Origin of the sequence: Micromonospora sp. NPDC048986, assembly GCF_040649335.1 — a bacterium.
Classification (GTDB): domain Bacteria; phylum Actinomycetota; class Actinomycetes; order Mycobacteriales; family Micromonosporaceae; genus Micromonospora; species Micromonospora alfalfae.
Map to the genome: position 1 here is coordinate 20,733 of NZ_JBEZFJ010000009.1, position 22,831 is coordinate 43,563.

Here is a 22,831-nt window from a genome sequence, read left to right on the forward strand (position 1 = left end):
TGCCGCCGCACCGGGGAGCAACGGGGAGGACTCGTGGCCGTGAACCACCCGCCTGCGGGCCGCCCAGAGGAGCGGTCGCTGCGCATCGCGATGGTGGTTCCGCCGTGGTTGTCCGTACCGCCGCCCGGCTACGGCGGCCTTGAACAGGTAGTCGCCGCCCTGGTGGACGCGCTCTGCCAACAGGGGCACGCGGTGACCCTGTTCGGTGCCGGGGGTGACCACGGCACGGCCGCCGACGGCTTCGTCTCCACAGTGGCCGAGGTCCAATATGAGCGGCTCGGCGAGTCACTGCCCGAGCTGGCACACCTGGCCCGGGTGAATCGGCTGATCAGCCCGGCCGACTTCGACGTGATCCACGACCACACCACCATCGGTCCGCTGGTCGCCGGTCGCCGGGCCGTGCCGACTGTGGCGACAGTGCACGGCAACCCCGTGGGGGAGTACGGCGACGTGCTGAGCGACATCGACGCGGGGGTCGCGCTGGTGGCCATCTCGCACGCCCAGCGCCGGCTGAACCCGAACCTGCCCTGGGCCGGCACCGTGCACAACGCGCTCGACATCCGCGGCTTCCCGCGCAAGCACACCCCCGGCGCGGGGCCGGTGCTGTGGTTGGCCCGGTTCAGCCCGGACAAGGGCCCGGACACCGCCATCCGGGAGTGCCGGGCGGCCGGGTTGCCCCTGCTGCTGGCCGGCAAGTGCAACGAGCCGGCCGAGCGCCGCTACTACGAGCAGGTCGTCGCGCCGATGGTCGACGAGGACGTGACAGTAGTGCTCAACGCGGACCGCGCGACGACGCTGCGGATGCTTGTCGAGGCCCGCTGCCTGATCATGCCGATCCAGTGGGACGAGCCGTTCGGCATGGTGATGCTGGAGGCGATGGCCACCGGCACGCCGGTGGTGGCGCTCAACCGGGGTGCGGTGCCGGAGCTGGTGCGGCCGGGGCTGACCGGGCTCGTCGTCGAGCGGTCGGAGGAGCTGCCCGCGGCGTTGCTCGCGGCGGAGCGACTCGACCCGGAGGACTGCGTGGCGCACGTCGCCCGGAACTTCTCGGTCGAGCGGATGGCGAGCGGCTACGCCGAGGTCTATCGGCGCTTCGCCCTCGGCCGGCACGACGTCCGTGAACCGGCCCGGGTGCCGGTGCGATGACCCATCGGCACCGCCGGGTCAGGCCCCGGTCGCGCCCAGCTCGGCGATGGCGGCGTCGAGCTGAGAGGCGTACGCCGGGCTGATGCCGCCCTCACCGAGTCGGACGGCGACCTTGGCGCGCAGCCGGGCCACCGGCGGTGCCAGCTCTTCGCGGCCGGAGCTGACCGCGACCCTCAGGTTGCGCAGCTCGTTGCGCAGGTCGAGGGCCACGTCGTCGCGGATCTCGCCGACGCTCAGCCCGGCGCCGATCAACCCGTCGACCCGGTTCGCGACCTCGGTCAGGGTGCCCGGGTTCGAGGTGGGCGCCCCGGTGGTCGGCTTCGTCGAGGGCGCCGGGGTCGGCGGGGTGGACGTGATCGGCGCGGACGGTTCGGGCGCCGGCGGGTCGCTCGACGGGGTCGTCACCGGCCCGGCGGTTGGCTGCGCCCGACGGATCGGCTGCTGTTCGGGCAGCAGGGCCACCCCGGCCACCGTCACGCCGACGGCCAGCACCAGCAGCAACACCAGCCGCCGCCGCGACCAGCCCGACCCGGTCGCCGGCTCACCCCCGCCGTCCGAGGTGTCTCCATCCGGTAGTGCCGCCGCCGGGACGCTGGCCGTCGCGACAGCGGGGGACTGTGCCGGCAGGGGCTGGGTGGGCACCCGGACGGTCGCCGTCGGGGGCTCGGCGGGCAGCGCGTGGTCGCGGAGCGCTGTGGCGACCTGCCGGGCGGTCGGCCGATCGGCCGGGTTGCGGGCGAGGCTGCGCAGGCAGATCTGGGCCACTGGTGCGGGCAGGTCCGGTAGGTCGGCCAGCGTCGGCGGCGGACCACTGGCCAGCGCGGCGCTGAGCTGCTCCCAGGTGTCCGCCGGGTACGGGACCCGGCCGGTGAGCGCCTCGTGCAGCAGCACACCGAGCGAGTAGACGTCGGTGGACGGTTGGGCCGGCGCGCCGTCGAGACGCTCCGGGGCGACGTACGCCGGGGTGCCGAAGGTCTCGCCGTCCTCGTCCTCGTCGGGCGCGCCGATCCGGGTGGCGATGCCGAAGTCGAGCACCTTGACGCCCGTCCCGGTCATCATCACGTTGGCCGGGGTGATGTCCCGGTGCACGATGCCGAGCCGGTGCGCGGCGGCCAGCGCGTCCGCGACCTGCGCCCCCACCTGGACCGCCTCGGTCCACGGCAGCGGCCCCTCGGTGAGCCGAAGCTTCAACTCCTCGCCGCTGAGCAACTCCATCACCACGAACGAGGTGATCGAGCCGTCCGGGTCGACAGTCTCGCCGTAGTCGTGCACGGAGGTCAGGTGCGGGTGCACCAACTGGGCGGCAGCCCGTGCCTCCTCGCGCACCATCCCCCGGAACCGCGCGTCCGCGGCGAGTGACGGGGCGAGCACCTTGAGCGCGACCACCCGGTCCAGTACCTCGTCCCGGGCACGCCAGATGACCGACATGCCACCGGCGCCGATCTGGTCCAGAAGTCGGTATCTGCGAGCCAGCAATCGGCCCGGATGCAGCGCTGCCTTCACGGATCGCACCTGCCTCAGGGGTGGGAGCGGTATCAGGTTGCGCGAATGCGTCCTGCCTGTCAACGCCGTTGCCGCCGACCAGCGACGGACGGTGCCTGCCGTGCGCCGACCGCCGGTCGACGGCGGCCCGCCGGTGGGCGGCGGGCCCGTGCCAGGATGGACGACATGGCGGGGGGACCGGTGGCGTTCGTGCTCGGCGGCGGGGGAGTGCTCGGCGCGGTCGAGGTCGGCATGTTGCGCGCCCTGTTCCGGGCCGGCATCCAACCGGACATGGTGCTCGGCACCTCGATCGGCGCGGTCAACGGCGCGCTGGTCGCCGCCGACCCGTCCGAGGCGGTCACCGACCGGCTGGTCCGGCTCTGGGCCTCACCGGAGGCGAGCGAGGTGTACGGCGACTCGGTCGCCCGGCAGCTGCGCCGCTTCGCCGCCCGCACCCACCTGCACTCGCCCCGGCCGCTGCGCCGCCTGTTGGAGACCGAGCTGGGGGTGGACACCACCTTCGCCGACCTGCGGGTGCCGTTCCGGTGCTGCGCCGCCCACATCGAGCGGGCCGCCGAGCACTGGTTCGACAGCGGTCCGGTGGTGCCGGCGGTGATGGCGTCGGCCTCGGTGCCGGGCCTGCTTCCGCCGATGGAGATCGACGGCGCGCACTACGTGGACGGCGGGATCGTCAACTCCATCCCCATCGGCGAGGCGGTGGCCGTCGGCGCCCGCCGGATCTACGTCCTCCAGGTGGGTCGGATCGAACGGGAGCTGACTCCGCCCCGCCGGCCATGGGAGATCGCGCAGGTCGCGTTCGAGATCTCCCGCCGGCACCGCTTCTTCCGCGAGATGGCGGCGCTGCCGGAGGGGGTGGAGGTGCACGTCCTGCCGACCGGCGGGCTCAACCCGCGCGACGACACGCCGTGGGCGTACCGGGACATGGCGGCGGTGGGACGGCGGATCAGCCGCGCGTACACCGCCTCCCGGCGCTACCTCGCCACCCACCTGGAGCGTTGATGCCGCTGCCTCCCCGGTGGTTGCGTCGGCTGTTGCTCGCGCCCGCCGTCGTGCTGCTCGCCTTTCTCGTGGTCACCACCTTGCCGATCTGGGCGCTGCTCGCGGCGGCCGCGTCGCCGCTGGTCCCGGGCCGGTTGCGCCCGCTGCGACTGCTCTGGATCGGCTGCTTCTACCTGGTCTGGGACGCCGCCGCGCTGCTCGCGCTCTTCCTGCTCTGGGTCGTCTCCGGCTTCGGCTGGCGGACCCGGTCGCCGGCCTTCCAGCGCGCGCACTACGTGCTGGCCGGCTGGTTCCTGCGGGTGCTGTTCTGGCAGGCACATTGGACACTGCGGTTGCGCATCGACGTGGTCGGCACCGACCCGGACACTGCGCTGCCCGGCCGACCCGAGCTGGTGCTCTGTCGCCACGCCGGGCCGGGTGACTCGTTCATCCTGATCCACGGGCTGGTCAACTGGTTCCACCGGGAACCCCGGATCGTCCTGAAGGACAGCCTCCAGTGGGATCCGGCGATCGACGTGCTGCTCAATCGGCTGCCCAACCGGTTCATCGCGCCGACCCCGGAGCGCGGCGAGGAGACGCTACGCCAGGTCGGGCACCTCGCCACCGGCCTGGACGACAACGACGCCTTCGTGATCTTCCCGGAGGGCGGCAACTTCACCCCCGGGCGACGGCTGCGCGCCATTGCCCGGCTGCGCTCCCTGGGCCTGGAGAGGATGGCACTGCGCGCCGAGCGGATGCGCCACGTGCTCGCCCCGCAGCCCGGTGGGATGCTCGCCGCGCTGGACGCCGCACCGGACGCCGGTGTCATCTTCGTCGCCCACACCGGTCTGGACCGGATGCTCACCGTCGCCGACGTGTGGCGGGAACTGCCGATGGACAAACGGATCGTGATGCGGTTCTGGTCCGTGCCGCCGGAGGACGTGCCGACCGGACGGCAGGAACGCATCGACTGGCTCTTCGATTGGTGGGCGCAGATTGATGCCTGGATCGCCGCTAATCGGTAAATGTCCGCGTAGGGTGCGGGCGTGGACGAGATCTGCGTGGTGACAACGGTGGTGGATGCGCGTTCGGTCGCCGACGTGCTGGCGGCTGCGGCCGTCGCCGGCAGGCTCGCCGCCTGCGCCCAGGTGGGTGGTCAGGTGGACAGCACCTACTGGTGGCGGTCCGGGATGGAGACGAGCACCGAGTGGTCGGTGCAGTTCAAGACCGCACCGGATCGGCTCACCGCCTTGCTGGACCAGATCCGGGTCAGCCACCCGTACGAGGTGCCGGAGATCTTGGTGTCCAGGGTGGAGAGCGGCAACCCCGACTACGCCACCTGGGTGTACGAGCACACCCGATCCTGAGTACGCGCACTCTGGGTCGCACCACGGCCGGTTGTCGATGATGACCGGGTGGACGACACCCGTTACCCCTGCCCCGCCTGCGGTGCGCCGGCCGACCTGAGCGCCGGTTGCTCCGGCTGCCGGCGTGCGCCCGACCCGATCGCCGCCGAGGTGGTTCGGCTGAGTCGGGAGGTCGCCGAGCTTGAGCCGCAGGTGGAGCGGGCTCGCCGCGCGTACACCGAGCTGGCCGGACGGCTGTCGACAGCGTCCGGGCGGCGGGCCGAACTGGCGGCGGTCGTCCGCGCGGGGTTGGCGGCCTCGGTCGTGGCGCGCCCGGCGCCGGTCGTCGGCCCGACGCCGTTCATCGGCCCGGGCCCCGGGATTGCGACGGGTTCGCGGCCGGGTGCGGCGGAGACCTCGACCCGGACGGTCCAGGGTCTGCTCTTCGTCCTCGGTGGACTCCTGCTCGGCACTGCGGCTGTGGTGTTCACAGCTGTCGCCTGGGCGGCGGTGGGGGTCGCCGGGCGGGCGTTGATCCTGGTGGCGTTCACCGCGCTCGCGCTGGGCGTGCCGCTGCTGGCGGTTCGCCGGGGGCTGCGCGGTACGGCGGAGACGTTCGCCGCGGTGGGGTTGCTGCTGGTGGTGCTGGACGGTTACGCGGCCTGGTCGGTGGACCTGGCCGGTGTGACCGGCTGGCCGGGCAGCCGGTACGCCGCGCTGGTCGGGGGGGCCAGCGCGGCGGTCGCCGTGGCGTACGGCCGGTGGAGCGGGTTGACGGGGCCCTGGTTCGCCGCCCTGGTGGCCGCCCAGCCGGCGTTGCCGTTGTTCGCCGCCGAGGCCGGGCTGGGTGCGGCGGGGTGGGCGGTGGTCCTGCTCGGGGTGGCGTCGCTGAACCTGGCGGTGCTGGCCGCGCTGCGTGGCCGGGGAGGGGCCGCGCAGCTCGTCGGCCGGGTGTTGGCCGGCGCCGGTCACGTCGCCGCGCTGGTGGGCGCCTCGGCGTGCGCGATGGTGCCGCTGGTCGGCGGGCGGGCGGGGGGCTCGCCACTGCTGGCCGGGGTGCCGCTGGTGCTGGTCGCGCTGACCGGGTTCGGCGCGGCCCGGCTCGTCGGGGGGCGGGCACTGCGGGCGGTGGCGGCCGGGCTGCTGGTGCCGGTGCTCGCCGGCGCAGTGCTGCGCCCGGTGGCGGAGCTGCGCCCGTCGCTGCTGCTACTCGCGACGGCGACGGTGGCACTGGGGATGGTCGCCGCGGTGCGACTCCTGCCGACGGTGGCGGCGACTGACGGTGGCGGCGGTTGGCGGACCGGTCCGCGGGCCGGCGCGCTGTTCGTCGCGGCGGGCACGGCGCAGGTCACCGTCTTGATCACCATCGGGCTGGCGGTCGCCGCCGTCGGCCGGTCGCTGCCGCCCTGGGGCGGGGCTGGGGCGGGGCCGGACCTGAGCTGGGGTTGGCAGCTGGCGCCCGCGGTGGCGATGGCGATCGGCGCCACTGTGCTGCTGCTCCCTCGCAGCACACGGGCGGTGCTCGCCACGGCCGGCGCGGTGGCGGTGCTGTTCGCCGTGCCGGCCGGCTGGACGGCGTCCTGGCCTCAGGTGGTGGCCATCGACCTCGTGGGTGGGGTCGCGCTGCTGCTCGCCGTGCTGGCCCGCCCGAGCGCCCCACCGGTCGTGCTGCGCTTGCGTGCGTTCGGCGGTGCCGTTCTGCTCGGGCACGGGCTGCTGGTCGCCCTGGCCGCCCCGACCGGTGTCCTGGTGGCGCTCGGCGTGCTCGCCGTGGTCGGGTCGGTACTGGCCGTCCGGCGGGGGGCCGGCGCGTATCGGGAGGTGGCCGGTGCGGGTCTGCTGGTCGGGCAGCTCGCGCTGCCCGGGATCGCGGCGGTGGCGACGTTCGCCGCGGGCGGGCCGCCCTGGTGGCAGGCCCGGCTCGCGCTGGCGGCCGGCGGGTTGTCGCTGGTCGTGGCGCTCGTGGCCCGCCGCCACCGGGTGGAGCTGGTCGGGTACGCGGTGACCGGCGCCGTCGCGGCGGTGACAGTGCCCGGCCTCGCGCCGCTGATCGGGGCGGGTGCCGAGCCGCTCGCGCCGTACGCGGCGCTGGCCGCGCTGGGTGTCGCGTTCGTCGCCTGCTGGCTGCCGTCGGCGAGCGCCTCCGACCAGGCGGCCCCCGGGGACCGGCCGGCGGCCGACGGGCGCGAGTCTGCTCGGTCGGCGTTGCTGCTGGCGGCCGGCGCAACGCTTGCGGTGGTCGCCGTCCTGGCGGCCCTGCCGACCATGCTGACCGCGCTCGGGTCGCCCTACGGCGGCTGGAACCGGCTGTGGTCGGGGGTGCCCACTGTCGTCGCCGACCCGACTGTGCTCCCGGTCGGGTTCGCGCTGGTGCTGCTGGCGCTGGCCGGCGCGCTGGCCGGTCGGCGGGTCGGCCTGCCGGTGCCGTCAGCGCTGCCGTTCGTCGCGGCGGCGCTGCCGGTGCTGCTCGTCGCGATCGGCGCGCCGTGGCCGGTGCTGCCGGCCGCCGTTCTGCTCGCCGGCCTGGCGGCGCTGCTGTTCACCGCGCTGGCCGCCGCCCGCCCGGCGCTCACACCGGTCGCCGTGCCGGTGGGCGTGGTGCTGGTGGCCTCCGGTGTGCTCGGTCTGCTGGCCACCCGGGCCGGGACGCTTGCCGCCGAGGGGGCGCTGCTGGTGGCGGCGGTCGCGGTCGCCGCCGGGGCGCGCCGGTTCGAGGTACGGGTCGCCGGCTGTCTCGCCGCCGTGGGTGCGGCGTCCGCGTTGGCGGTGACCGCCCCGCTCGCCGGTGGGCTGCCCTTGCGGGCGGCCGCGTACCCACTGCTGGCGGTGGCCGCGTTGGTGCTGGTCGCCGCGGCTGTCACACCGGCGCGGATCCGGCTGGGACGGGTGCTGGACGCCGCCGCGCAGGCCGTCGCGCTGGTGGCGGCGGTGCTCGCCGTCGAGGCGGCGCGGCACCTCGCCACCATCTGCGTGCTCTGGGGCGTCGCCGTCGCGCTGCGGCTGCTGCGCCGGGGTGAACCGGCCGGTCGGCGGTGGGCGTTTGCCGGGATCGCCGCCGGCAGCGAGCTGCTCGGGGCCTGGGTGCTACTGGCCGCCGGCGGGGTGACAGTGCCGGAGGCGTACACAGTGCCGGCGGCGGCGCTCGCTGTCGGAGCGGGCCTGTTGGCGCTGCGCACCCGGCCAGGGCTGACCAGCTGGCCGGCCCTCGGTCCGGGGCTGGTCGCGGCGTTGCTGCCCAGCCTCGTGTCGGTGCTGGCCGGGGCGGACCCGCAGCCGTGGCGGCGACTGCTCCTCGGCGTGGCGGCGACGGGCGCGGTGCTGGCCGGCGCGACCCGCCGGTGGCAGGCGCCGGTGCTGCTCGGCGGCGGGGTGCTGACGCTGCTGGCGCTGCACGAGTTGGCCCGGGGATGGGATCTGCTGCCCCGGTGGATCTACCTGGGCATCGGCGGGCTGGCGCTGGTCGGGCTCGCCGCCACCTACGAGCGGCGTCGACGTGACCTGGCTCGACTGCGCGCCGCGGTCGGCCGACTGAGCTGAGTCGAACCAGTAGGGGTAGGGCCTGCCCTACCCCCCATTCGGGGGTTGTCGGGGTTACTCACCGCTACCGCGATCGGGAGACTTGACATTAAGCCCGAACCACCCCGGTACGGGCGCAAGTGAAACGGGAGCAGCGATGACGCTCGGAGCGGTGGCGGAACCGCCGGTACGACGGCGAGGTAGTGACTACGCACAGTTGTCCCGACGGATCAGCCAGGCGGGCCTGCTGGAGCGGCGCCCCGGCTGGTATGTCACCCGCATCGTGCTCACCCTCGGTGCCTTCGTGGCCGGCTGGGTCGCAGTGTTCCTGCTCGGCGACTCCTGGTGGCAGCTTCCGCTCGCCGCCCTGATGGCCGTGGCCACGACCCAGGTCGCGTTCCTCGGTCACGACGCCGGGCACCGCCAGATGTTCCGTCGGCGTGGTCCCAGCGAGTTGGTGGGGCTGCTCGCCGGCAACGCGGCGGTCGGGCTCAGCTACGGCTGGTGGGTCGACAAGCACAACCGGCACCACGCCAACCCGAACCACGAGGACGAGGACCCGGACGTCGGCGCGGGGGCCCTGGTGTGGACGCCCGAGCAGGCGTTGGAGACCCGTGGGTTCGGCCGTTGGATGGCTCAGCGGCAGGCGTACTTCTTCTTCCCGATGCTGCTGCTTGAGGGTCTGAGCCTGCACGTGGCGAGCATCCGGGCGATCGTCGGCCGGGAGGACGGCAGGTACGCCGTCCCGATGCGGCACCGGGCGGTCGAGGCGGCGTTGCTCGTCGCGCACACCGCCGCGTACGTGGCGCTGCTGTTGGCGGTCATGTCCCCGGTCAAGGCGCTGCTCTTCGCCGTCGTGCACCAGGCGCTGTGGGGTCTCTACATGGGCTGCGCGTTCGCCCCGAACCACAAGGGCATGCCGATGCCGACCGCCGAGGACGAGTTGGACTTCCTGCGTAAGCAGGTGCTGACCTCCCGCAACGTGCGCGGCAGCCGACTGGTGGACACCACGCTCGGCGGTCTCAACTACCAGATCGAGCACCACCTCTTTCCGAACATGCCCCGCGCCAACCTGCGCCGGGCCCAGCCGATCGTTCGCGCCTACTGCGTCGAGCAGGGCATCCCGTACGCGGAGACCGGGCTGGTCGAGTCGTACCGGCAGGCGCTCGGTCACCTGCACGAGGTGGGGCGGCCGCTGCGCGGCTGAACACACCAGGGGGAAGGCGGGGCGGTGCCAGACGGCACCGCCCCGCCTGCGCGTATCGGGCCGATCAACACCCCGCTACCGCTGGTCCACGCCGGGCGTCGTCCCCGGTAGGGTCGGCCCATGGCAGACCTGCTCACCGCGGACGCGGTGCGAGAAGGGCTGAGCCGGTTGCCCGACTGGTCGGGTGACCCGACCGGCATCGGTCGTACCGCCCAGCTCGGCAGTTTCCCGGCGGCCATCGCGGTGGTGGACCGGGTGGCGACGGTGGCCGAGGAGCTCGACCACCATCCCGACATCGACATCCGATGGCGGACCCTGACCTTCCGCTGTGTCACGCACTCGGCCGGTGGGGTCACCCACCGGGACTTCGAGCTGGCCCGGCGAATTGACGACATCGTCCGGAGTGCGGCATGAGATTTGAGATCAGCAAGGTGTTGGACGCCATCGAGGGTCGCGTCTGCACGGACCCGTCACTGGCGCGAGCCGTCATCGACCTGGCCGAGGTGATCCGCTACCAGGACATCGACGGTGGTCGGCCGGCCAGCCTGCTCCGCCTCGGCATGGTCATCGACGCGCTCTCCCGTGAGCTGGAGGAGGACAGCGTCCAGGTCTACGCGGTGGTGCACCGGGCGTTGCTCTCCGACGCCGACCTCACCTCGAACGAGCGGATGGTCGTCCGCCGCTGGGCCGACGACGGCCTCGTCGAGGTGCTCGACAACCCGGGTGACCGGATGTTGGAGGTCGCCGACCTGCTCGGTCTGCCGGTGCTCAGCCGGGTCCGCTTCGACGGGTTGCGCGGTCGGTTCCCGTGGCTGGTCGAGCAGCCCGGTCGGGTGGTCGCGCCGGTGCCGGGCGCCGGCGGGCCGGTGTTCATCGCGCACGTCGGTGGTGGGCACTCGCCGGTGGCCGGCAAGCGCTCGCCGACCGGTGTCAAGCTGCTGGCCCGCCAGTGGCGCTGCCCGGAGTCGGGCTGCGCGCTGTTCGGTGGCGGTGGTGGGGGTGGCGCGTTCGCCGACCTGGCCGGGGGTGCCGACCGCAGCCCCGCGGCGCAGCCGCCGCCCGCGCTGCGCAACGGCGTGCCGACCTGCCCCCGACACGGCGCGCGGCTCGGTGACGGCGGCCCGCGTCCGCGTACCGAGGTGCTCGCGGTGCGCGTCGGCGGCCTGGTCCGGCGGCGGTTCGTGCTCAGCGAGGAGCAGCCGATCGTGGCCGGTCGTGCTCCCGAGCAGGACGGCGGGATCATGCTCGGGCAGTGGCTCAACGACGAGGCCCGGCGCTGGATCAGCCGTGGTCATGTCCGCTTCGAGCTGCGGGTCGGCGAGGTCATCGTGACCGACGTCAGCACCAACGGCTCCGGCATCCGCCCGGCCGGTTCGATGACCGAGTCCGACCGGATCCCGCTGGCCCCTCAGCAGTCCCGGGTGCTGGGCGAGAACGACATGATCGAGCTGTACCCCGGCGTGCAGATCGGTCGCGCCGAGGAACTGCCGACGGGTGCCCCGTTCACCCCCACCTCGGTGATGGCCGAGGCCCCCACAATGGCCATGCGCCTACCCCGCCCCTAACCCCACCCCCGGTGATCATGAGGTTATTGGCACGACACGCCGCGGCGCCGGGCAATAACTTCATGATCACCGCCGGGAGGGGCAGTGACGCGGAAGGCGGGCGCCGGAACCCCGACGCCCGCCTTCCCACGTTCCTGGTTCAGCCGGCCAGCACCTCGGCCAGCGCGGTGACCGCCAGGTCGATCTCCTCCTCGGTGATCACCAGGGGCGGGGCGAGCCGGATGGTGGAGCCGTGGGTGTCCTTGGCCAGCACGCCGCGCTCCATCAGGCGCTCGCACGCCTCCCGACCGCTCATCAGCGCGGGGTCGATGTCCAGGCCGGCCCACAGGCCACGGACGCGTACCCCGACGAGGCCCTTGCCGACCAGCCCTTCCAGGCCGGCCCGCAGGCGCTCACCCAGCTCGGCCGAGCGGCGCTGGAACTCGCCGGTGGCCAGCAGCCGGACCACCTCGATCGCCACCGCGCAGGCGAGCGGGTTGCCGCCGAAGGTGGAGCCGTGCTGGCCGGGCTTGAGCACCCCGAGCACGTCGGCGTTCGCGGCCACCGCGGAGACCGGCACGATGCCGCCGCCGAGCGCCTTGCCGAGCAGGTACATGTCGGGCACGACGCCCTCGTGGTCACAGGCGAAGGTCGCGCCGGTACGCCCCAGACCCGACTGGATCTCGTCGGCGATGAACAGCACGTTGCGTTCGGTGCAGACCTGGCGTACGCCCGGCAGGTAACCCTCCGGCGGCACCACCACACCCTGCTCACCCTGGATCGGCTCCAGCAGCACCGCCACTGTGTTCTCGTCGATCGCGGCGGTCAGCGCCGCCAGGTCGCCGTACGGCACGACGGTGAACCCGGGGGTGTACGGCCCGAAGTCGGCGCGGGCGTCCTCGTCGGTGGAGAAGCTCACGATGGTGGTGGTCCGCCCGTGGAAGTTGCCCTCGGCGACCACGATGTTGGCCTGCCCGGCGGCCACGCCCTTGACCTGGTAGCCCCACTTGCGGGCCACCTTGATCCCGGTCTCCACCGCCTCGGCGCCGGTGTTCATCGGCAGCACGAGGTCCTTGCCGCACAGCTCGGCCAGCTCCCGGCAGAAGTCGGCGAACTGGTCGTGGATGAACGCGCGGCTGGTCAGCGTCAGCCGGTCCAGTTGGGCGTGCGCTGCGGCGATCAACTGCGGGTGCCGGTGACCGAAGTTCAGCGCGGAGTATCCGGCCAGGCAGTCCAGGTAGCGGCGGCCGTCCACATCGGTGAGCCAGGCGCCCTCGGCGGACGAGATCACCACCGGCAGCGGGTGGTAGTTGTGCGCTGTCCAGCGCTCGGCGTCCCGGACCGCTCCCGGCGTACGCAGCTTGTCATCCACTATCACTTGCTTGCCTTTCCCTGACGGAGTCGCAGCGTGCAGCACTTCGGTCCGCCGCCGGCCTTACGTAGCTCGGACAGGTCGACCCCGATGGTTTCGTAGCCCCGGTCGCGCAGCTTGGCGGCCAGGTCGGTGGCCTGCGCGGGCAGCACCACGTGCCGCCCGTCGCTGACCGCGTTCAGCCCCAGCACCTCCGCGTCGGCCATCGTGGCGTGCACAGCGTCGGGGAAGAGCCGGCGCAGAACGGCCTGGCTGCCCGCTGAGAACGCCTCCGGCAGGTACGCCACGGTCCGCTCGTCGAGCACCGTCAGTGCGGTGTCCAGGTGGTAGAAACGCGGGTCGACAAGTTGCATGGTGATCACCGGGTAGCCGAAGACCTCCTGCAACTGGGCGTGCGCGGCGTGTGCCGTGCGGAAGCCGGTGCCGGCCAGCAGGTGGTCACCGGCCAGCAGGACGTCGCCCTCGCCCTCGTTGACGTGCTTCGGGTCGTACATCTCGAAGCCGGCGGCCTCGAACCAGGCCCGGTACGCCGGCGCCTCGTCGGCGCGCTGCGGGTCCCGGAACTGCACTGCCATCGCCTTGCCGTCGATCACGGTGCCGCCGTTGGCGGCGAAGACCATGTCGGGCAGGCCGGGCACCGGAGTGATCTCCTCGACGGTGTGGCCCAGGTCAAGGTACGTCTGGCGCAACTGCTCCCACTGCCGGATGGCCAGCGCGGCGTCGACCGGCGCGCTCGGGTCCATCCAGGGGTTGATCGCGTAATCGACGGCGAAGTACGTCGGCCGGCACATCAACAGGCGCTGGCTGGTGGCGTCCATCGTCATTGTCCTGCTCCCAGGGGTCGGGCGCGCCCGGCCACCGTGGCCCACGGGCTGGCGCCGTTGCTCAACGGTATGCGGCGTCAGCGGCAGGATCCACCACTGAGGGTTGCGCAGACCGAAGATTCGTTGCGTCTGGGCACTCTCGAACTGTGAATCGTTGCGTTGGAGCCCACCTGGGGCGGGGTTCGTGTTTCCGGCCTGGCCCTGGAAACACTTCAGGGGCGGCGAACCGCCGCCCCTGAAAGGGTGTCGCCCGGCCGGTGAACCACCGGACTGATCGGGCTGCCGGCGAACCGCCGGCTGTTCGCCGGTGCATCACCGGCGAGCGGAACAGTGCCCGCTAGAAACGATCCACAAACTGTGAGTCAAGCCACTCGCGGAGGCGCTGCACCCAGTCGCCGTCGGTGGTCGGCCAGTCGAACTGACCGGTCATCGCGAGCACCCCGATCACGACCGCGGCCAGCCCGATCAGCACGCCGAAGAGCGCGTCGGTCTTGCCGGCGACGTGCCGGCGACGGGTGGCCATCAGGCCGAGCACCGCGAGCACCGCACCAAACGCGCCGAGCCCGATGCCGTACCCGGCCAGGGTTCCGGTCAGCACGAACATCGCGCCGACGACCGAGACGATCAGGCCGAGGGTGGCCAGCAGGCTGGCCCGCGGCTTCGGGGCACGCGTCACCGGCGGCTCGGGCGTGCTGACGCCGGTGGTCGGGTCAACCGGGCGGTCGGTGGTGACCCGGTCGGTGCTGCCGGGCCGGCGGGTGGGGCTGTCGACTTCGGCGGTGTGCGCCGTGGTCGGGGCGACGGTGGCCCGGGACTCGGTCCCCACCTTGTGGTCGGTGCGGGGCTCGGGTGCGACCGGGCTGGTCGTGCCGTTCACCGGCTCGGGCGCGACGGGGCGGGTGGTGCCGTTCACCGGCTCGGGCGCGACCGGGCGGGCGCTGCCCCGGGAATCGGTCTCCACCGGTCGCGCGGTGGCGGCTCGGGCCACCGCCGCACGCTCGTTGGCCCGCCGCTCGGCCTCGCTGGTCTGGCCACCGGTCGCGCCGGCGCTGCCGTACGCCGTCTGGTTGGCGTCCCGGTCGGTGACCACCGGCCGGCCGGCGCTGTCGTCGGACTGGCCGGTCTCGGTGACCGGGGTGTCGCGGCCGTCCACGCGGCCGTCGAGGTTCTCGTCCCGCGTCGGTGCCGGCTCGGACCGGCGGGACAGCGAAGGAATCCTGACCACTACACACCTCCTGTTGAATGCGTGGTGGCCGACGGAAAGGGTGGCACCCACGCGGTGTCGGCCCCCAAATACCCACCTGGGCGTTTCCTGACACCAATCCTGGGTACGGCCGCCGAGACCGGCCTTGGCCGCCTCGCCCGGTCCTGCCCTGGGCCTTGATCGACTCGGTTTCCTGCAATGCGCGGTGTCCCGCCTACTTGGACGCCCCGGTTCCCTTGGACCCGAGTCGATCAGGCACGGATCGGGTCGACGTGCCTGGCGTGGGCGCGCTGACCCGCCCGCTCTTGGCGGGGGTGGGCGTGGGCGACTTGCCGGGTGCGGGTGCGGGTGCGGGTGCGGGTGCGGGTGCGGGCTTGCGGCGGGAGGCGCGGGTGCGAGGTGCCGGATTGAGTACGGGCGCGGCGCGGAGCAGCCGCACGCCGGCCTGTTGCACGAACACCTCCCGCTTGTCGACGGCCATGCCCTTGTCGTTCAGTACGTAACCCGTCAGCCAGACCCACCCGTGGTAGGTAGGGAGCGGGTCCACACTCACCAGTCGAAGGCGCAGCGCCCGGTCACCGGCGAACTGCACCGAGCACGCCTCGCCGATCATCAGCAGGTCGCCGGGCTTCAGTTCGGTCACGTCGGCCAGTGCCCGCGGTTGATCGGGATGCGGTGGTGGGCCCGGCAGGGCAGGTCCGCGCCGCACCGGCACACAGTGCGCCAGCGCGTCCAGCTCCAGACCGGGCGGTGCCGTCGGGCGAGGGTCAGCGCGGTGACCAGAAGATATTCGTTGTACGAGACGCGCATCGTGACGCCCTTCCCGAGGAATAGCGCCACACCGGCCCGCCTAAGGATTCGTGGGATGAGGCAGAGCGCTATTGTCGGCGCAATTTATGGGATTCTCTGACGCGTGACAGCATGTTCCACGCTGGCCACCTTGTGCAACGCCCACACCCGCCCTAACCTCAGCCCATATTGATGCGCGAGGAATGGTGAGGAAATGCGTACGGGGCGAAACATTCGGTGTTGCAGGAGGAGAGCGGTGATGTTGCATGGCGGATGAAACAAGCGGGTCCACGGTCCCTCGGCGGCAGCTCGGACGGCTGCTCACGCAGCTCCGCGAGGATGCTTCGGTGACGCTGGACGCTGCGGCCGAAGCACTGGACTGCTCACGGCAGAAAGTGTGGCGCATCGAGAAGGGGTTGGTTCCGGTGCGCGTGGTGGACGCCCGCGCCATGTGCGTGCTCTATCGGGTCACCGATGACATGAGGGAGATCGTTGCCAGCCTCGCGAAAGAGACTCGCGCCAGGGGTTGGTGGCATTCGTACGGCGATGTGGTCCCGTCGTGGTTCTCGCTGTACGTCGGCCTGGAATCGTCCGCATCAGCTCTGCGTCAATATGACGCAGAGCTGATCCCCGGGCTTCTGCAAACCCGCGAGTACGCCAGCGAGCTGTTCCGCCGGAAGAATCCGACGATGCGCACTGAGGATCGGCAAAAGTTGGTCGAGGTGCGGCTGCAACGGCAGGGCATCCTCGTTCGCCGGCTGCCCACCGCGCCCACCCTGCGGGTCGTGCTGAGTGAGGCAGTGCTGCGGCGCACGATCCCCGATCGTCGGGCGATGGCTCAGCAGTTACGACACCTGCTCGACGTGGCCGCGCTGCGCAACGTGAGCCTGCGGGTGTTGCCGCTCGCCGCCGGTCCGCCGTTGGCCAGCGAGAGCGGCACCTTCGTTCTGCTGGACTTCCCGCAGGCGTTCGGGAGGGCGTCGACCGAGCCGACCACCGTCTACGTCGAGAACATCACCGGAGCGCTGTATCTGGACAAGCCTGCCGAGGTGGCCGCCTACGAACATGTCTGGTCAGACCTGGAAGCGCTCGCGTCAGGTGAGGCAGAATCAGAGAAAATGATCACTTCGATCATCGAGGAGCATCATGACTGACCTGGCCGGTGCCACCTGGCGCAAGAGCACCCGCAGTGGCGGGAGTGGCGGCAACTGCGTCGAGGTGGCCGACAACCTGCCCGGCGTCGTGGGCGTACGGGACAGCAAGGACCCGACCGGCCCGGCGCTGACCTTCGCCCCGGCCACCTGGGCCGCGTTCGTCAGCGGCGTCACGCGGCGGTGCCAGGGCTGACAAGCCAGCACCCGCGCCGGCCCGCCTCGATCGACTCGCCTTCCTGGAAATCGGGGCGTCCTGCTCATCGCAACACCCCGGTTTCCTGAAACCCGAGTCGATCAAGAGCGGTGGCGTCGAGTCGATCGACATGCCGAGGGGGCGGTCGGTGCGGCCGGGCGGCCCGTTCGGCGTGTGGCCCGGTCGGCGTGCGGCCGGGTGGGGTGGCGTGGGGTCCGGTCGGCGTGCGGCCCGGTCGGCGTGCGGCCGGGTGGGGCGGCGTGGGGTCCGGTCGGCGTGTGGCCCGGTCGGCGCGCGGGGCGGTCGGCGTGCGGCCCGGTAGGGCGGGGCTGGCTATCCTTGGCACCTGTGCCAGAGGGACACACGATCCATCGCCTGGCGGCCCGGCACGCCGAGCTGTTTGCCGGGGACAAGCTGCACGCCGCCAGCCCGCAGGGCCGCTTCGCCGAGGGTGCCGCCCGGCTCTCCGGGACCGTGCTGGAGGGCACCGAGGCGTACGGGAAGCACCTGCTGCACCACTACGCCGACGAGCTGACGTTGCACGTACACCTCGGGTTGTACGGCAAGTTCACCGACGGGCCGGGGGAGCCGCCGGAGCCGATCGGTCAGGTGCGGCTGCGGCTGGCCAGCGACCGGCACTGGCTCGACCTGCGCGGGCCCACCGCCTGTGAGCTGCTCACCCCACCCGAGGTGGCCGCGCTGCGGGACCGCCTTGGGCCGGATCCGTTGCGCGCCGACGCCGACCCGCAGCGGGCGTACGCCCGGATCGCCCGCAGCCCCACCGCCCTGGCCGCGTTGCTGCTGGACCAGTCGGTGGTGGCCGGCACCGGTCTGATCTTCGTGACCGAGGCGCTGTTCCGGGCGGGACTGCCGCCGACGATGCCGGGCAGACAGTTGACCAGGGCCGGCTGGGATGCGCTCTGGGCCGACCTGGTCGGCTTGATGCAACTCGCGGTCGAGCACGGCCGGATCGACACGGTCCGCGACGTGCACCTGCCGGAGGCGATGGGCCGGCCGGCGCGGGTGGACCGGCACGGCGGCGAGGTGTACGTCTACCGTCGCCCGGGAGCACCCTGCCACGTCTGCGGCACCGAGGTCAGTCGCGGCGAACTGGCCGGCCGCAACCTGTACTGGTGCCGCACCTGCCAGACCACCTAACCCAGCCCCACCCCGGCCCCACCCCGCACCCCGCACCCCCCACCCCCCACCTCGCGCCGATCTTGCAGTTTCTGTTGTGGAGATGGGTGGATATGCGCAGTAGGTCGGGACAGAAAGTGCAAGATCGCGGGACCGGGTCGGGCCGTGAGCGCCGAGCCGGAGCTCAGCCGCCGTCGAGCAGCCAGCGGACCACCTCGATCTTCTCGGGGAAGACGAGGTCGTCGGCGACGCTCCAGGACAGCGTGTGCCCGATCGTCCAACCCCTGACCCGTTCCCGGTCGAGCCCCAGTTCGGTGCTGAGCCGGTGCAGTCGATGCCGGACGGCGGCCGGCGAGTGGCCCAACTCGGGGCCGCGCACCATCGGTACGACCGAGAATTCCCGTTCCCCGGTCAGCGGCTTCGGGTCGATCGCCAGCCACGGCCCTCGGTCGACGGCGAGCGCGTCGGCGGCGAGGATATTGCCGGCGTGCAGGTCCTGGTTGACCAGCACCTGCCCGCCCTGGCTCGACGCCAGGCCGGAGATCAGGTCGAGCGCCGCGTCGAGCAGCCGCCGCTCGTACGGCCGGCCGGCCCGCTCCCAGGCCCGGGGCATCCGGTCGATCCAACCGGCGGCCTCCTGCGCCAGTGGGCTGAACGGCGCGCCGGCCGGTAGCCAGAGCCGGGGAAGCAGTCCGATCACCACGTCCAGCGCTCGGTCCGGCGGCAGGTCGTGCAGGGGAGTGCCGGGCTGGCAGTGTTCGAGCAGCAGGGCACGCCGCCCGGGGTCGTGGGCGAGCAGACGGATCGCCCCTGCACCGTCCCAGTGGGCCAACGCGTCGGCCTCGTACCGGCTCTCCTCGTCGGGGTACTGGAGCTTCAGCACCGCCGCGGTGCCGTCGGGCAGCCGGGCGGGAAGCGCCAGTGACGCGTACGCCTGCCGGAAGGGTGGGCCGACCCGCAGCGACCAGCGCTCGGCGCATTCCGTCAGCCACGTCGGGAGTGCGGCCAACCAGGCGCGACCGGCGGGTGTTCCGCGTACCCAGTCGAGTCCCTCGGGCAGATCCATCCGGCCCTCCTCAGTCGTACCGCGATCCGGCTGCCAGGTGATTCAGTCGGGCCACGGCGTTCACACACCGGTCCACAGTGGCTAGCGTGGGCGGGTGCAGATTGGCGTGAACGTACCGAACTTCGCCCCGGGCACCGACCCCGACGTGCTGCGTCGGTGGGCGCAGACGGTGGAGGGTCTCGGCTTCGACCTGTTGATGGTCTCCGATCACATCGTGGTGACCCCGGACGTGGCCGAGCAGTACCCGGCGCCGTTCTACGAGCCGTTCACCACGTTGTCCTGGTTGGCCGGGGTGACCAGCCGGGTTCGGTTGGGCACCACTGTGCTCATCGTCCCGTACCGGCACCCGCTGCTCACCGCCCGGATGGCGGCGAACCTCAACCGGCTCAGCGGCGGCCGGCTCGTCCTCGGTGTCGGTGTCGGCTGGGCCCGGCAGGAGTTCGAGGCGCTCGGCGTGCCGTTCCGGCGGCGCGGCGCGCTGACCGACGAGTACCTGCACACCATGCGGGCGGCCTGGCAGGACACCGACGACTACGACGCGGCGGCGATCCCGATCTGGGTCGGTGGCAACAGCGAGGCCGGCATGCGCCGCGCGGTGCTGCTCGGCGACGCCTGGCACCCGCTGCGGGTCACGCCGGCCCGGCTGACCGAGGCGGTCGGACGACTGACCGACATCGCCGACGAGCTGGGTCGTCCGGTGCCCGCGTTGGTGCCGCGGATCGCGCTTCAGGAGACCCGAGAACCGATCTCCGACCCGGACCGGCTCGTTGGTGTCGGCACCATCGATCAGATTGTCGCCGACCTGGACAAGCTTCGTGCGCTCGGTGCGGAGACGGTGGTACTGGACCCGTTCAACGGCGACCTGACCGAAATCCGCCAGCCCGAACGCGCCTGGCGGACCCTTGCGGCAGTGGCCGCACATCACGCAACCCAGGAGGACCGATGACCCCCGACGACGAGAAGTTTCTCCGCCACGCCGTGGAAATCGCCAGGCGGGCGGGGGCTTCCGGCGAACGGCCGTTCGGCTCGTTGCTGGTCGACGCGGCCGGTGTCGTCCTGATCGAGGACCACAACACGGTGGTCTCCGACTCGGACATCAGCGCCCACCCTGAGTTGAAGCTGGCCCGCTGGGCGGCTCGGGAACTCTCCCCGGAGGTGGCCGCCGGCACCACCATGTTCACCAGTTGTCAGCCGTGCCCGATGTGCGCGACCGCTATCGACCGGTCCGGCCTCGGGCGGGTGGTGTACGCGCTCTCCTCCGAGCAGTTCGAGGAGGTCAAGCCGGCCACTCCGCCGCTGCCCCCGGTCCGCTACGAGGGGCCGGCGCTGTTCGACGAGGCACGTCGGCCGATCGACGACTACTACTGACCCGAGCTTCCCCGGGGCGGTGTGACGCAGCCGGAATTGACAGTCGGCCGGCTGCCGGAGCAGGGTTGAACGGTGACAACGATGTCAACGGGCAAATGGGAGGAAAAGCCTCCCGTCGCGGGTCGACCCTGACCAGTCGATTCGTGGCGTACCGTTGGCGGTTTTGCGGCGCGGACCCGGTCCGTCGCCGATCCTGGCCGTATGTCCCTTTCCTACCCGACGGTGACCAGCTGAAATGACCGACGTGCCCCGATCCGACGCCGCAACGACCCCTGCTCCGGCGAGGTCACCAGACCTGCCCGATCTGGACGAGTTCCTCGTCGCCCAGACCCGGACGCTGCTCGACACCGCCCGCCGCTCGGTCCGGTCCGCTGGCGGCTTCTGGTGGCTCAGCGACGACCGCACCCCGGACCGCGGCGAACCGATCCACACCTGGATCACCTGCCGGATGACCCACGTGGCCGCCCTCGCCCACCGGGGTGGCGACCCGGACGCCGCCGCCCTGGTGGACCACGGGATCGCCGCGCTCAGCACGCTGCTGCACGACGACCGGTACGGCGGCTGGTACGGCGCGGTGGACCAGCAGGGAGTGCCCGTCAACGACCGCAAGGCCGGCTACGACCACGCGTTCGTCCTGCTCGCCGCCTCCAGCGCCGCGCGCGCCGGACGGCCCGGCGCGGACCGGCTGCTCGCCGACGCGCTGACCGTCGTGCGGGACCGGTTCTGGGACGACGACGCCGGCGCGGTCCGCGAATCGTGGAACCGGGACTGGACGGTCACCGAGGACTACCGGGGCGCCAACAGCAGCATGCACATGGTCGAGGCGTACCTCGCCGCTGCCGCCGCCACCGGCGACGCGAGCTGGGCCGACCGGGCCCTGCGGATCGCCACCCACCTGGTGCACGGTGAGGCGGCCCGACACGACTGGCGGCTGCCCGAGCACTTCACCACCGACTGGACGCCGCTGCCCGACTACAACCGGGACCAGCCCGCCGACCCGTTCCGGCCGTACGGCTCCACCATCGGGCACTGGCTGGAGTGGGCCCGGCTGCTGCTGGAATTGGAGGCGGTGCTGCCACAGCCGCCCCGCTGGCTGCTCGCCGACGCCAGTGCCCTGTTCGCTGCGGCTGTGCGTCGCGGCTGGGCGGTCGACGGCACTGACGGCTTCGTCTACACCATCGACTGGGACGATCGGCCGGTGGTGCGCTCCCGGATGCACTGGGTTCTCGCCGAGGCCATCGGTGCGGCGATCACCCTGCACCGCCGCACTGGCGACACCGTCTACCTCGACTGGTACCGGGTCTTCTGGGCGTACGCCCGACGCAGTCTCATCGACCAGACCGGATGGCGGCACGAGTTGGACGCGCAGAACCTGCCCGCCGACACGGTCTGGCACGGCCGACCGGACGTCTACCACGCCTACCAGGCGGTACTGCTGTCCCGCGCGGCCGACGGGCTCGGCGGCCCCGGCCCGCTCGCACCGGGGGAGGTGACCGCGTGATCGTCGTCGCGGGCGAGGCGCTGATCGACCTTGTCGTCACCGCCGAGGGGCAGCGGGCCGTGCCCGGCGGCTCCCCGGCGAACGTCGCTGTCACCCTGGCCCGGCTCGACCAACCGGTACGGCTGCTGGCCCGACTCGGCGGCGACGCGTACGGTCGACAACTCGTCGAGCATCTGAGCGCCAACCGGGTGGACCTGGAGTGGGCGGTACGCGCCGAGGAGCCCACCTCGGTGGCGGTGGCCACCCTGAACGCCGCCGGGCAGGCCAGTTACGAGTTCCGGCTGGCCGGTGCCGCCGACTGGCAGTGGACGCCGCAGGAGCTGCCCGAGCTGGCCGGGACACCGGCGATCGCGCTGCACACCGGGTCCCTCGCACTCGCGCTGGCACCCGGTGCCGACGCGCTGGAGGGCCTGCTCGCCCGGGAACGCCAACGCGACGGGCTCACCGTCTCCATCGACCTCAACCTGCGCCCCAGCATCGTCACCGATCGGGCGGCGGAGCAGGAGCGGGTACGCCGCCAGATTCACCTCGCACACCTGGTCAAAGCCAGCGACGAGGACCTGGCCTGGCTCCACCCGGACCGTTCGGTGGCCGACGTGATGACCGAATGGCGTACGGCCGGCGTGTCCTGCGCCGTGGTGACCCGGGGCGGGGACGGCGCCTGGCTGCTCGCGCCCGACGGCTCACTGCACGAGGAGCCGGCGGTCCGCACCACAGTGGTCGACACCGTCGGCGCCGGCGACTCGTTCACCGGTGGCCTGCTGGCCGCGCTGGCCGACCTCGACGCGCTCGGTGACCGGCCGGCCGACCGGCTCGCCGCGGTGACCGGTCCGCAGTGGGGTGCGGTGCTCCGACAGGCCGCCACCGTGGCCGCGTTGACCTGCGCCCGCCGCGGCGCCAACCCACCCACCCGCGCAGAGGTCGAAGCCCTCCTAAATCCCGCAACCTAACCCCACCCCACCCCACCCGCGCCCCGCCCCGCC

The 22,831-nt window shown here is 72.6% G+C and carries 22 protein-coding genes; 15 read left to right on the forward strand and 7 right to left on the reverse strand.

Annotated elements, in window-relative coordinates:
• Window positions 1–90 precede the first annotated feature (90 nt).
• Entirely contained in the window at window positions 91–1,146 is a 1,056-nt protein-coding gene (locus AB0B94_RS19235; RefSeq protein ID WP_357282140.1) for a glycosyltransferase family 4 protein, read from the forward strand.
• Between the two features lie 18 nt (window positions 1,147–1,164).
• On the opposite strand, the gene AB0B94_RS19240 is transcribed toward AB0B94_RS19235, so the two are convergent.
• The gene (locus AB0B94_RS19240; protein ID WP_357281638.1) at window positions 1,165–2,649 is read right to left on the reverse strand and encodes a protein kinase; all 1,485 of its coding nucleotides are present in this window, start codon (window positions 2,647–2,649) and stop codon (window positions 1,165–1,167) included.
• Between the two features lie 165 nt (window positions 2,650–2,814).
• On the opposite strand from AB0B94_RS19240, the gene AB0B94_RS19245 reads away from it, so the two are divergent.
• The 7 genes from AB0B94_RS19245 (at window position 2,815) to AB0B94_RS19275 (ending at window position 11,261) form a co-directional block, all read left to right on the forward strand.
• Entirely contained in the window at window positions 2,815–3,648 is an 834-nt protein-coding gene (locus AB0B94_RS19245; RefSeq protein WP_238680595.1) for a patatin-like phospholipase family protein, read from the forward strand.
• Complete coding sequence (locus tag AB0B94_RS19250; protein ID WP_357281642.1) at window positions 3,648–4,652, forward strand: 1-acyl-sn-glycerol-3-phosphate acyltransferase; 1,005 nt, start codon at window positions 3,648–3,650, stop codon at window positions 4,650–4,652. Before AB0B94_RS19245 ends, AB0B94_RS19250 begins: the two co-directional genes overlap by 1 nt.
• Window positions 4,653–4,673: 21 nt before the next feature.
• Window positions 4,674–4,994, forward strand: coding sequence for a divalent-cation tolerance protein CutA (gene cutA / locus AB0B94_RS19255; RefSeq protein ID WP_091406014.1), 321 nt, complete (start codon window positions 4,674–4,676; stop codon window positions 4,992–4,994).
• Window positions 4,995–5,042: 48 nt separating this feature from the next.
• Entirely contained in the window at window positions 5,043–8,510 is a 3,468-nt protein-coding gene (locus AB0B94_RS19260) for a hypothetical protein (protein ID WP_357281645.1), read from the forward strand.
• Between the two features lie 136 nt (window positions 8,511–8,646).
• Window positions 8,647–9,696, forward strand: coding sequence for an acyl-CoA desaturase (locus tag AB0B94_RS19265; RefSeq protein WP_357281648.1), 1,050 nt, complete (start codon window positions 8,647–8,649; stop codon window positions 9,694–9,696).
• Window positions 9,697–9,816: 120 nt separating this feature from the next.
• Window positions 9,817–10,110 carry a 4a-hydroxytetrahydrobiopterin dehydratase gene (locus tag AB0B94_RS19270; protein ID WP_357281650.1) on the forward strand — a complete coding sequence of 98 codons (294 nt, stop codon included), beginning with the start codon at window positions 9,817–9,819 and terminating at the stop codon, window positions 10,108–10,110.
• Window positions 10,107–11,261 carry an FHA domain-containing protein gene (locus AB0B94_RS19275; RefSeq protein WP_238668159.1) on the forward strand — a complete coding sequence of 385 codons (1,155 nt, stop codon included), beginning with the start codon at window positions 10,107–10,109 and terminating at the stop codon, window positions 11,259–11,261. Before AB0B94_RS19270 ends, AB0B94_RS19275 begins: the two co-directional genes overlap by 4 nt.
• 139 nt (window positions 11,262–11,400) lie before the next feature.
• Here the strand turns inward: AB0B94_RS19275 and rocD are convergent, their stop codons facing one another.
• The 5 genes from rocD to AB0B94_RS19300 form a co-directional block, all read right to left on the reverse strand.
• Window positions 11,401–12,615: an ornithine--oxo-acid transaminase gene (gene rocD, locus AB0B94_RS19280; RefSeq protein ID WP_357282142.1), complete on the reverse strand. Its 1,215-nt coding sequence runs from the start codon at window positions 12,613–12,615 to the stop codon at window positions 11,401–11,403.
• Window positions 12,615–13,430 carry a dimethylargininase gene (ddaH, locus tag AB0B94_RS19285; RefSeq protein WP_238668343.1) on the reverse strand — a complete coding sequence of 272 codons (816 nt, stop codon included), beginning with the start codon at window positions 13,428–13,430 and terminating at the stop codon, window positions 12,615–12,617. Before ddaH ends, rocD begins: the two co-directional genes overlap by 1 nt.
• A gap of 343 nt (window positions 13,431–13,773) precedes the next feature.
• On the reverse strand, window positions 13,774–14,661 hold the full coding sequence (locus tag AB0B94_RS19290; protein ID WP_357281654.1) for a DMT family transporter: 888 nt from the start codon (window positions 14,659–14,661) through the stop codon (window positions 13,774–13,776).
• A 193-nt stretch (window positions 14,662–14,854) separates the two neighbouring features.
• On the reverse strand, window positions 14,855–15,283 hold the full coding sequence (locus AB0B94_RS19295) for a hypothetical protein (protein ID WP_357281657.1): 429 nt from the start codon (window positions 15,281–15,283) through the stop codon (window positions 14,855–14,857).
• Window positions 15,280–15,480, reverse strand: coding sequence for a hypothetical protein (locus AB0B94_RS19300; protein ID WP_357281659.1), 201 nt, complete (start codon window positions 15,478–15,480; stop codon window positions 15,280–15,282). Before AB0B94_RS19300 ends, AB0B94_RS19295 begins: the two co-directional genes overlap by 4 nt.
• 215 nt (window positions 15,481–15,695) lie before the next feature.
• Here AB0B94_RS19300 and AB0B94_RS19305 point away from each other — a divergent pair, with 215 nt between their 5' ends.
• From AB0B94_RS19305 to AB0B94_RS19315, 3 genes are all read left to right on the forward strand, one after another.
• The gene (locus AB0B94_RS19305; RefSeq protein ID WP_357281661.1) at window positions 15,696–16,583 is read left to right on the forward strand and encodes a helix-turn-helix transcriptional regulator; all 888 of its coding nucleotides are present in this window, start codon (window positions 15,696–15,698) and stop codon (window positions 16,581–16,583) included.
• Window positions 16,576–16,776 (forward strand): DUF397 domain-containing protein, encoded by a 201-nt coding sequence (locus AB0B94_RS19310; protein WP_357281662.1) that lies wholly within the window; start codon window positions 16,576–16,578, stop codon window positions 16,774–16,776. Before AB0B94_RS19305 ends, AB0B94_RS19310 begins: the two co-directional genes overlap by 8 nt.
• Window positions 16,777–17,124: 348 nt before the next feature.
• Window positions 17,125–17,934, forward strand: coding sequence for a DNA-formamidopyrimidine glycosylase family protein (locus AB0B94_RS19315; RefSeq protein ID WP_357281665.1), 810 nt, complete (start codon window positions 17,125–17,127; stop codon window positions 17,932–17,934).
• A 163-nt stretch (window positions 17,935–18,097) separates the two neighbouring features.
• Here AB0B94_RS19315 and AB0B94_RS19320 read toward each other — a convergent pair whose 3' ends face one another.
• Window positions 18,098–18,979: an aminoglycoside phosphotransferase family protein gene (locus AB0B94_RS19320; RefSeq protein ID WP_357281669.1), complete on the reverse strand. Its 882-nt coding sequence runs from the start codon at window positions 18,977–18,979 to the stop codon at window positions 18,098–18,100.
• Window positions 18,980–19,073: 94 nt separating this feature from the next.
• Between AB0B94_RS19320 and AB0B94_RS19325 the strand changes: the two genes are divergently transcribed.
• From AB0B94_RS19325 to AB0B94_RS19340, 4 genes are all read left to right on the forward strand, one after another.
• Window positions 19,074–19,925, forward strand: a complete 852-nt coding sequence (locus AB0B94_RS19325) for a TIGR03619 family F420-dependent LLM class oxidoreductase (RefSeq protein WP_357281672.1) — start codon at window positions 19,074–19,076, stop codon at window positions 19,923–19,925.
• Window positions 19,922–20,347 carry a nucleoside deaminase gene (locus AB0B94_RS19330; protein WP_357281676.1) on the forward strand — a complete coding sequence of 142 codons (426 nt, stop codon included), beginning with the start codon at window positions 19,922–19,924 and terminating at the stop codon, window positions 20,345–20,347. The genes AB0B94_RS19325 and AB0B94_RS19330 overlap by 4 nt, the downstream gene beginning before the upstream one ends.
• 235 nt (window positions 20,348–20,582) lie before the next feature.
• The gene (locus AB0B94_RS19335; protein WP_357281679.1) at window positions 20,583–21,848 is read left to right on the forward strand and encodes an AGE family epimerase/isomerase; all 1,266 of its coding nucleotides are present in this window, start codon (window positions 20,583–20,585) and stop codon (window positions 21,846–21,848) included.
• Window positions 21,845–22,798 carry a carbohydrate kinase gene (locus AB0B94_RS19340; protein ID WP_357281681.1) on the forward strand — a complete coding sequence of 318 codons (954 nt, stop codon included), beginning with the start codon at window positions 21,845–21,847 and terminating at the stop codon, window positions 22,796–22,798. The genes AB0B94_RS19335 and AB0B94_RS19340 overlap by 4 nt, the downstream gene beginning before the upstream one ends.
• Window positions 22,799–22,831 lie beyond the last annotated feature (33 nt).

Bases quoted from the DNA above. Each gene is read 5' to 3' on its own strand.
- AB0B94_RS19335 (WP_357281679.1), top strand. From the start codon at position 20,583: ATGACCGACGTGCCCCGATCCGACGCCGCAACGACCCCTGCTCCGGCG.
- AB0B94_RS19320 (WP_357281669.1), bottom strand. From the start codon at position 18,979: ATGGATCTGCCCGAGGGACTCGACTGGGTACGCGGAACACCCGCCGGT.
- ddaH (WP_238668343.1), bottom strand. From the start codon at position 13,430: ATGGACGCCACCAGCCAGCGCCTGTTGATGTGCCGGCCGACGTACTTC.
- AB0B94_RS19330 (WP_357281676.1), top strand. From the start codon at position 19,922: ATGACCCCCGACGACGAGAAGTTTCTCCGCCACGCCGTGGAAATCGCC.
- AB0B94_RS19275 (WP_238668159.1), top strand. From the start codon at position 10,107: ATGAGATTTGAGATCAGCAAGGTGTTGGACGCCATCGAGGGTCGCGTC.
- AB0B94_RS19310 (WP_357281662.1), top strand. From the start codon at position 16,576: ATGACTGACCTGGCCGGTGCCACCTGGCGCAAGAGCACCCGCAGTGGC.
- AB0B94_RS19270 (WP_357281650.1), top strand. From the start codon at position 9,817: ATGGCAGACCTGCTCACCGCGGACGCGGTGCGAGAAGGGCTGAGCCGG.
- AB0B94_RS19235 (WP_357282140.1), top strand. From the start codon at position 91: ATGGTGGTTCCGCCGTGGTTGTCCGTACCGCCGCCCGGCTACGGCGGC.
- AB0B94_RS19265 (WP_357281648.1), top strand. From the start codon at position 8,647: ATGACGCTCGGAGCGGTGGCGGAACCGCCGGTACGACGGCGAGGTAGT.
- AB0B94_RS19245 (WP_238680595.1), top strand. From the start codon at position 2,815: ATGGCGGGGGGACCGGTGGCGTTCGTGCTCGGCGGCGGGGGAGTGCTC.
- AB0B94_RS19250 (WP_357281642.1), top strand. From the start codon at position 3,648: ATGCCGCTGCCTCCCCGGTGGTTGCGTCGGCTGTTGCTCGCGCCCGCC.
- AB0B94_RS19305 (WP_357281661.1), top strand. From the start codon at position 15,696: ATGGCGGATGAAACAAGCGGGTCCACGGTCCCTCGGCGGCAGCTCGGA.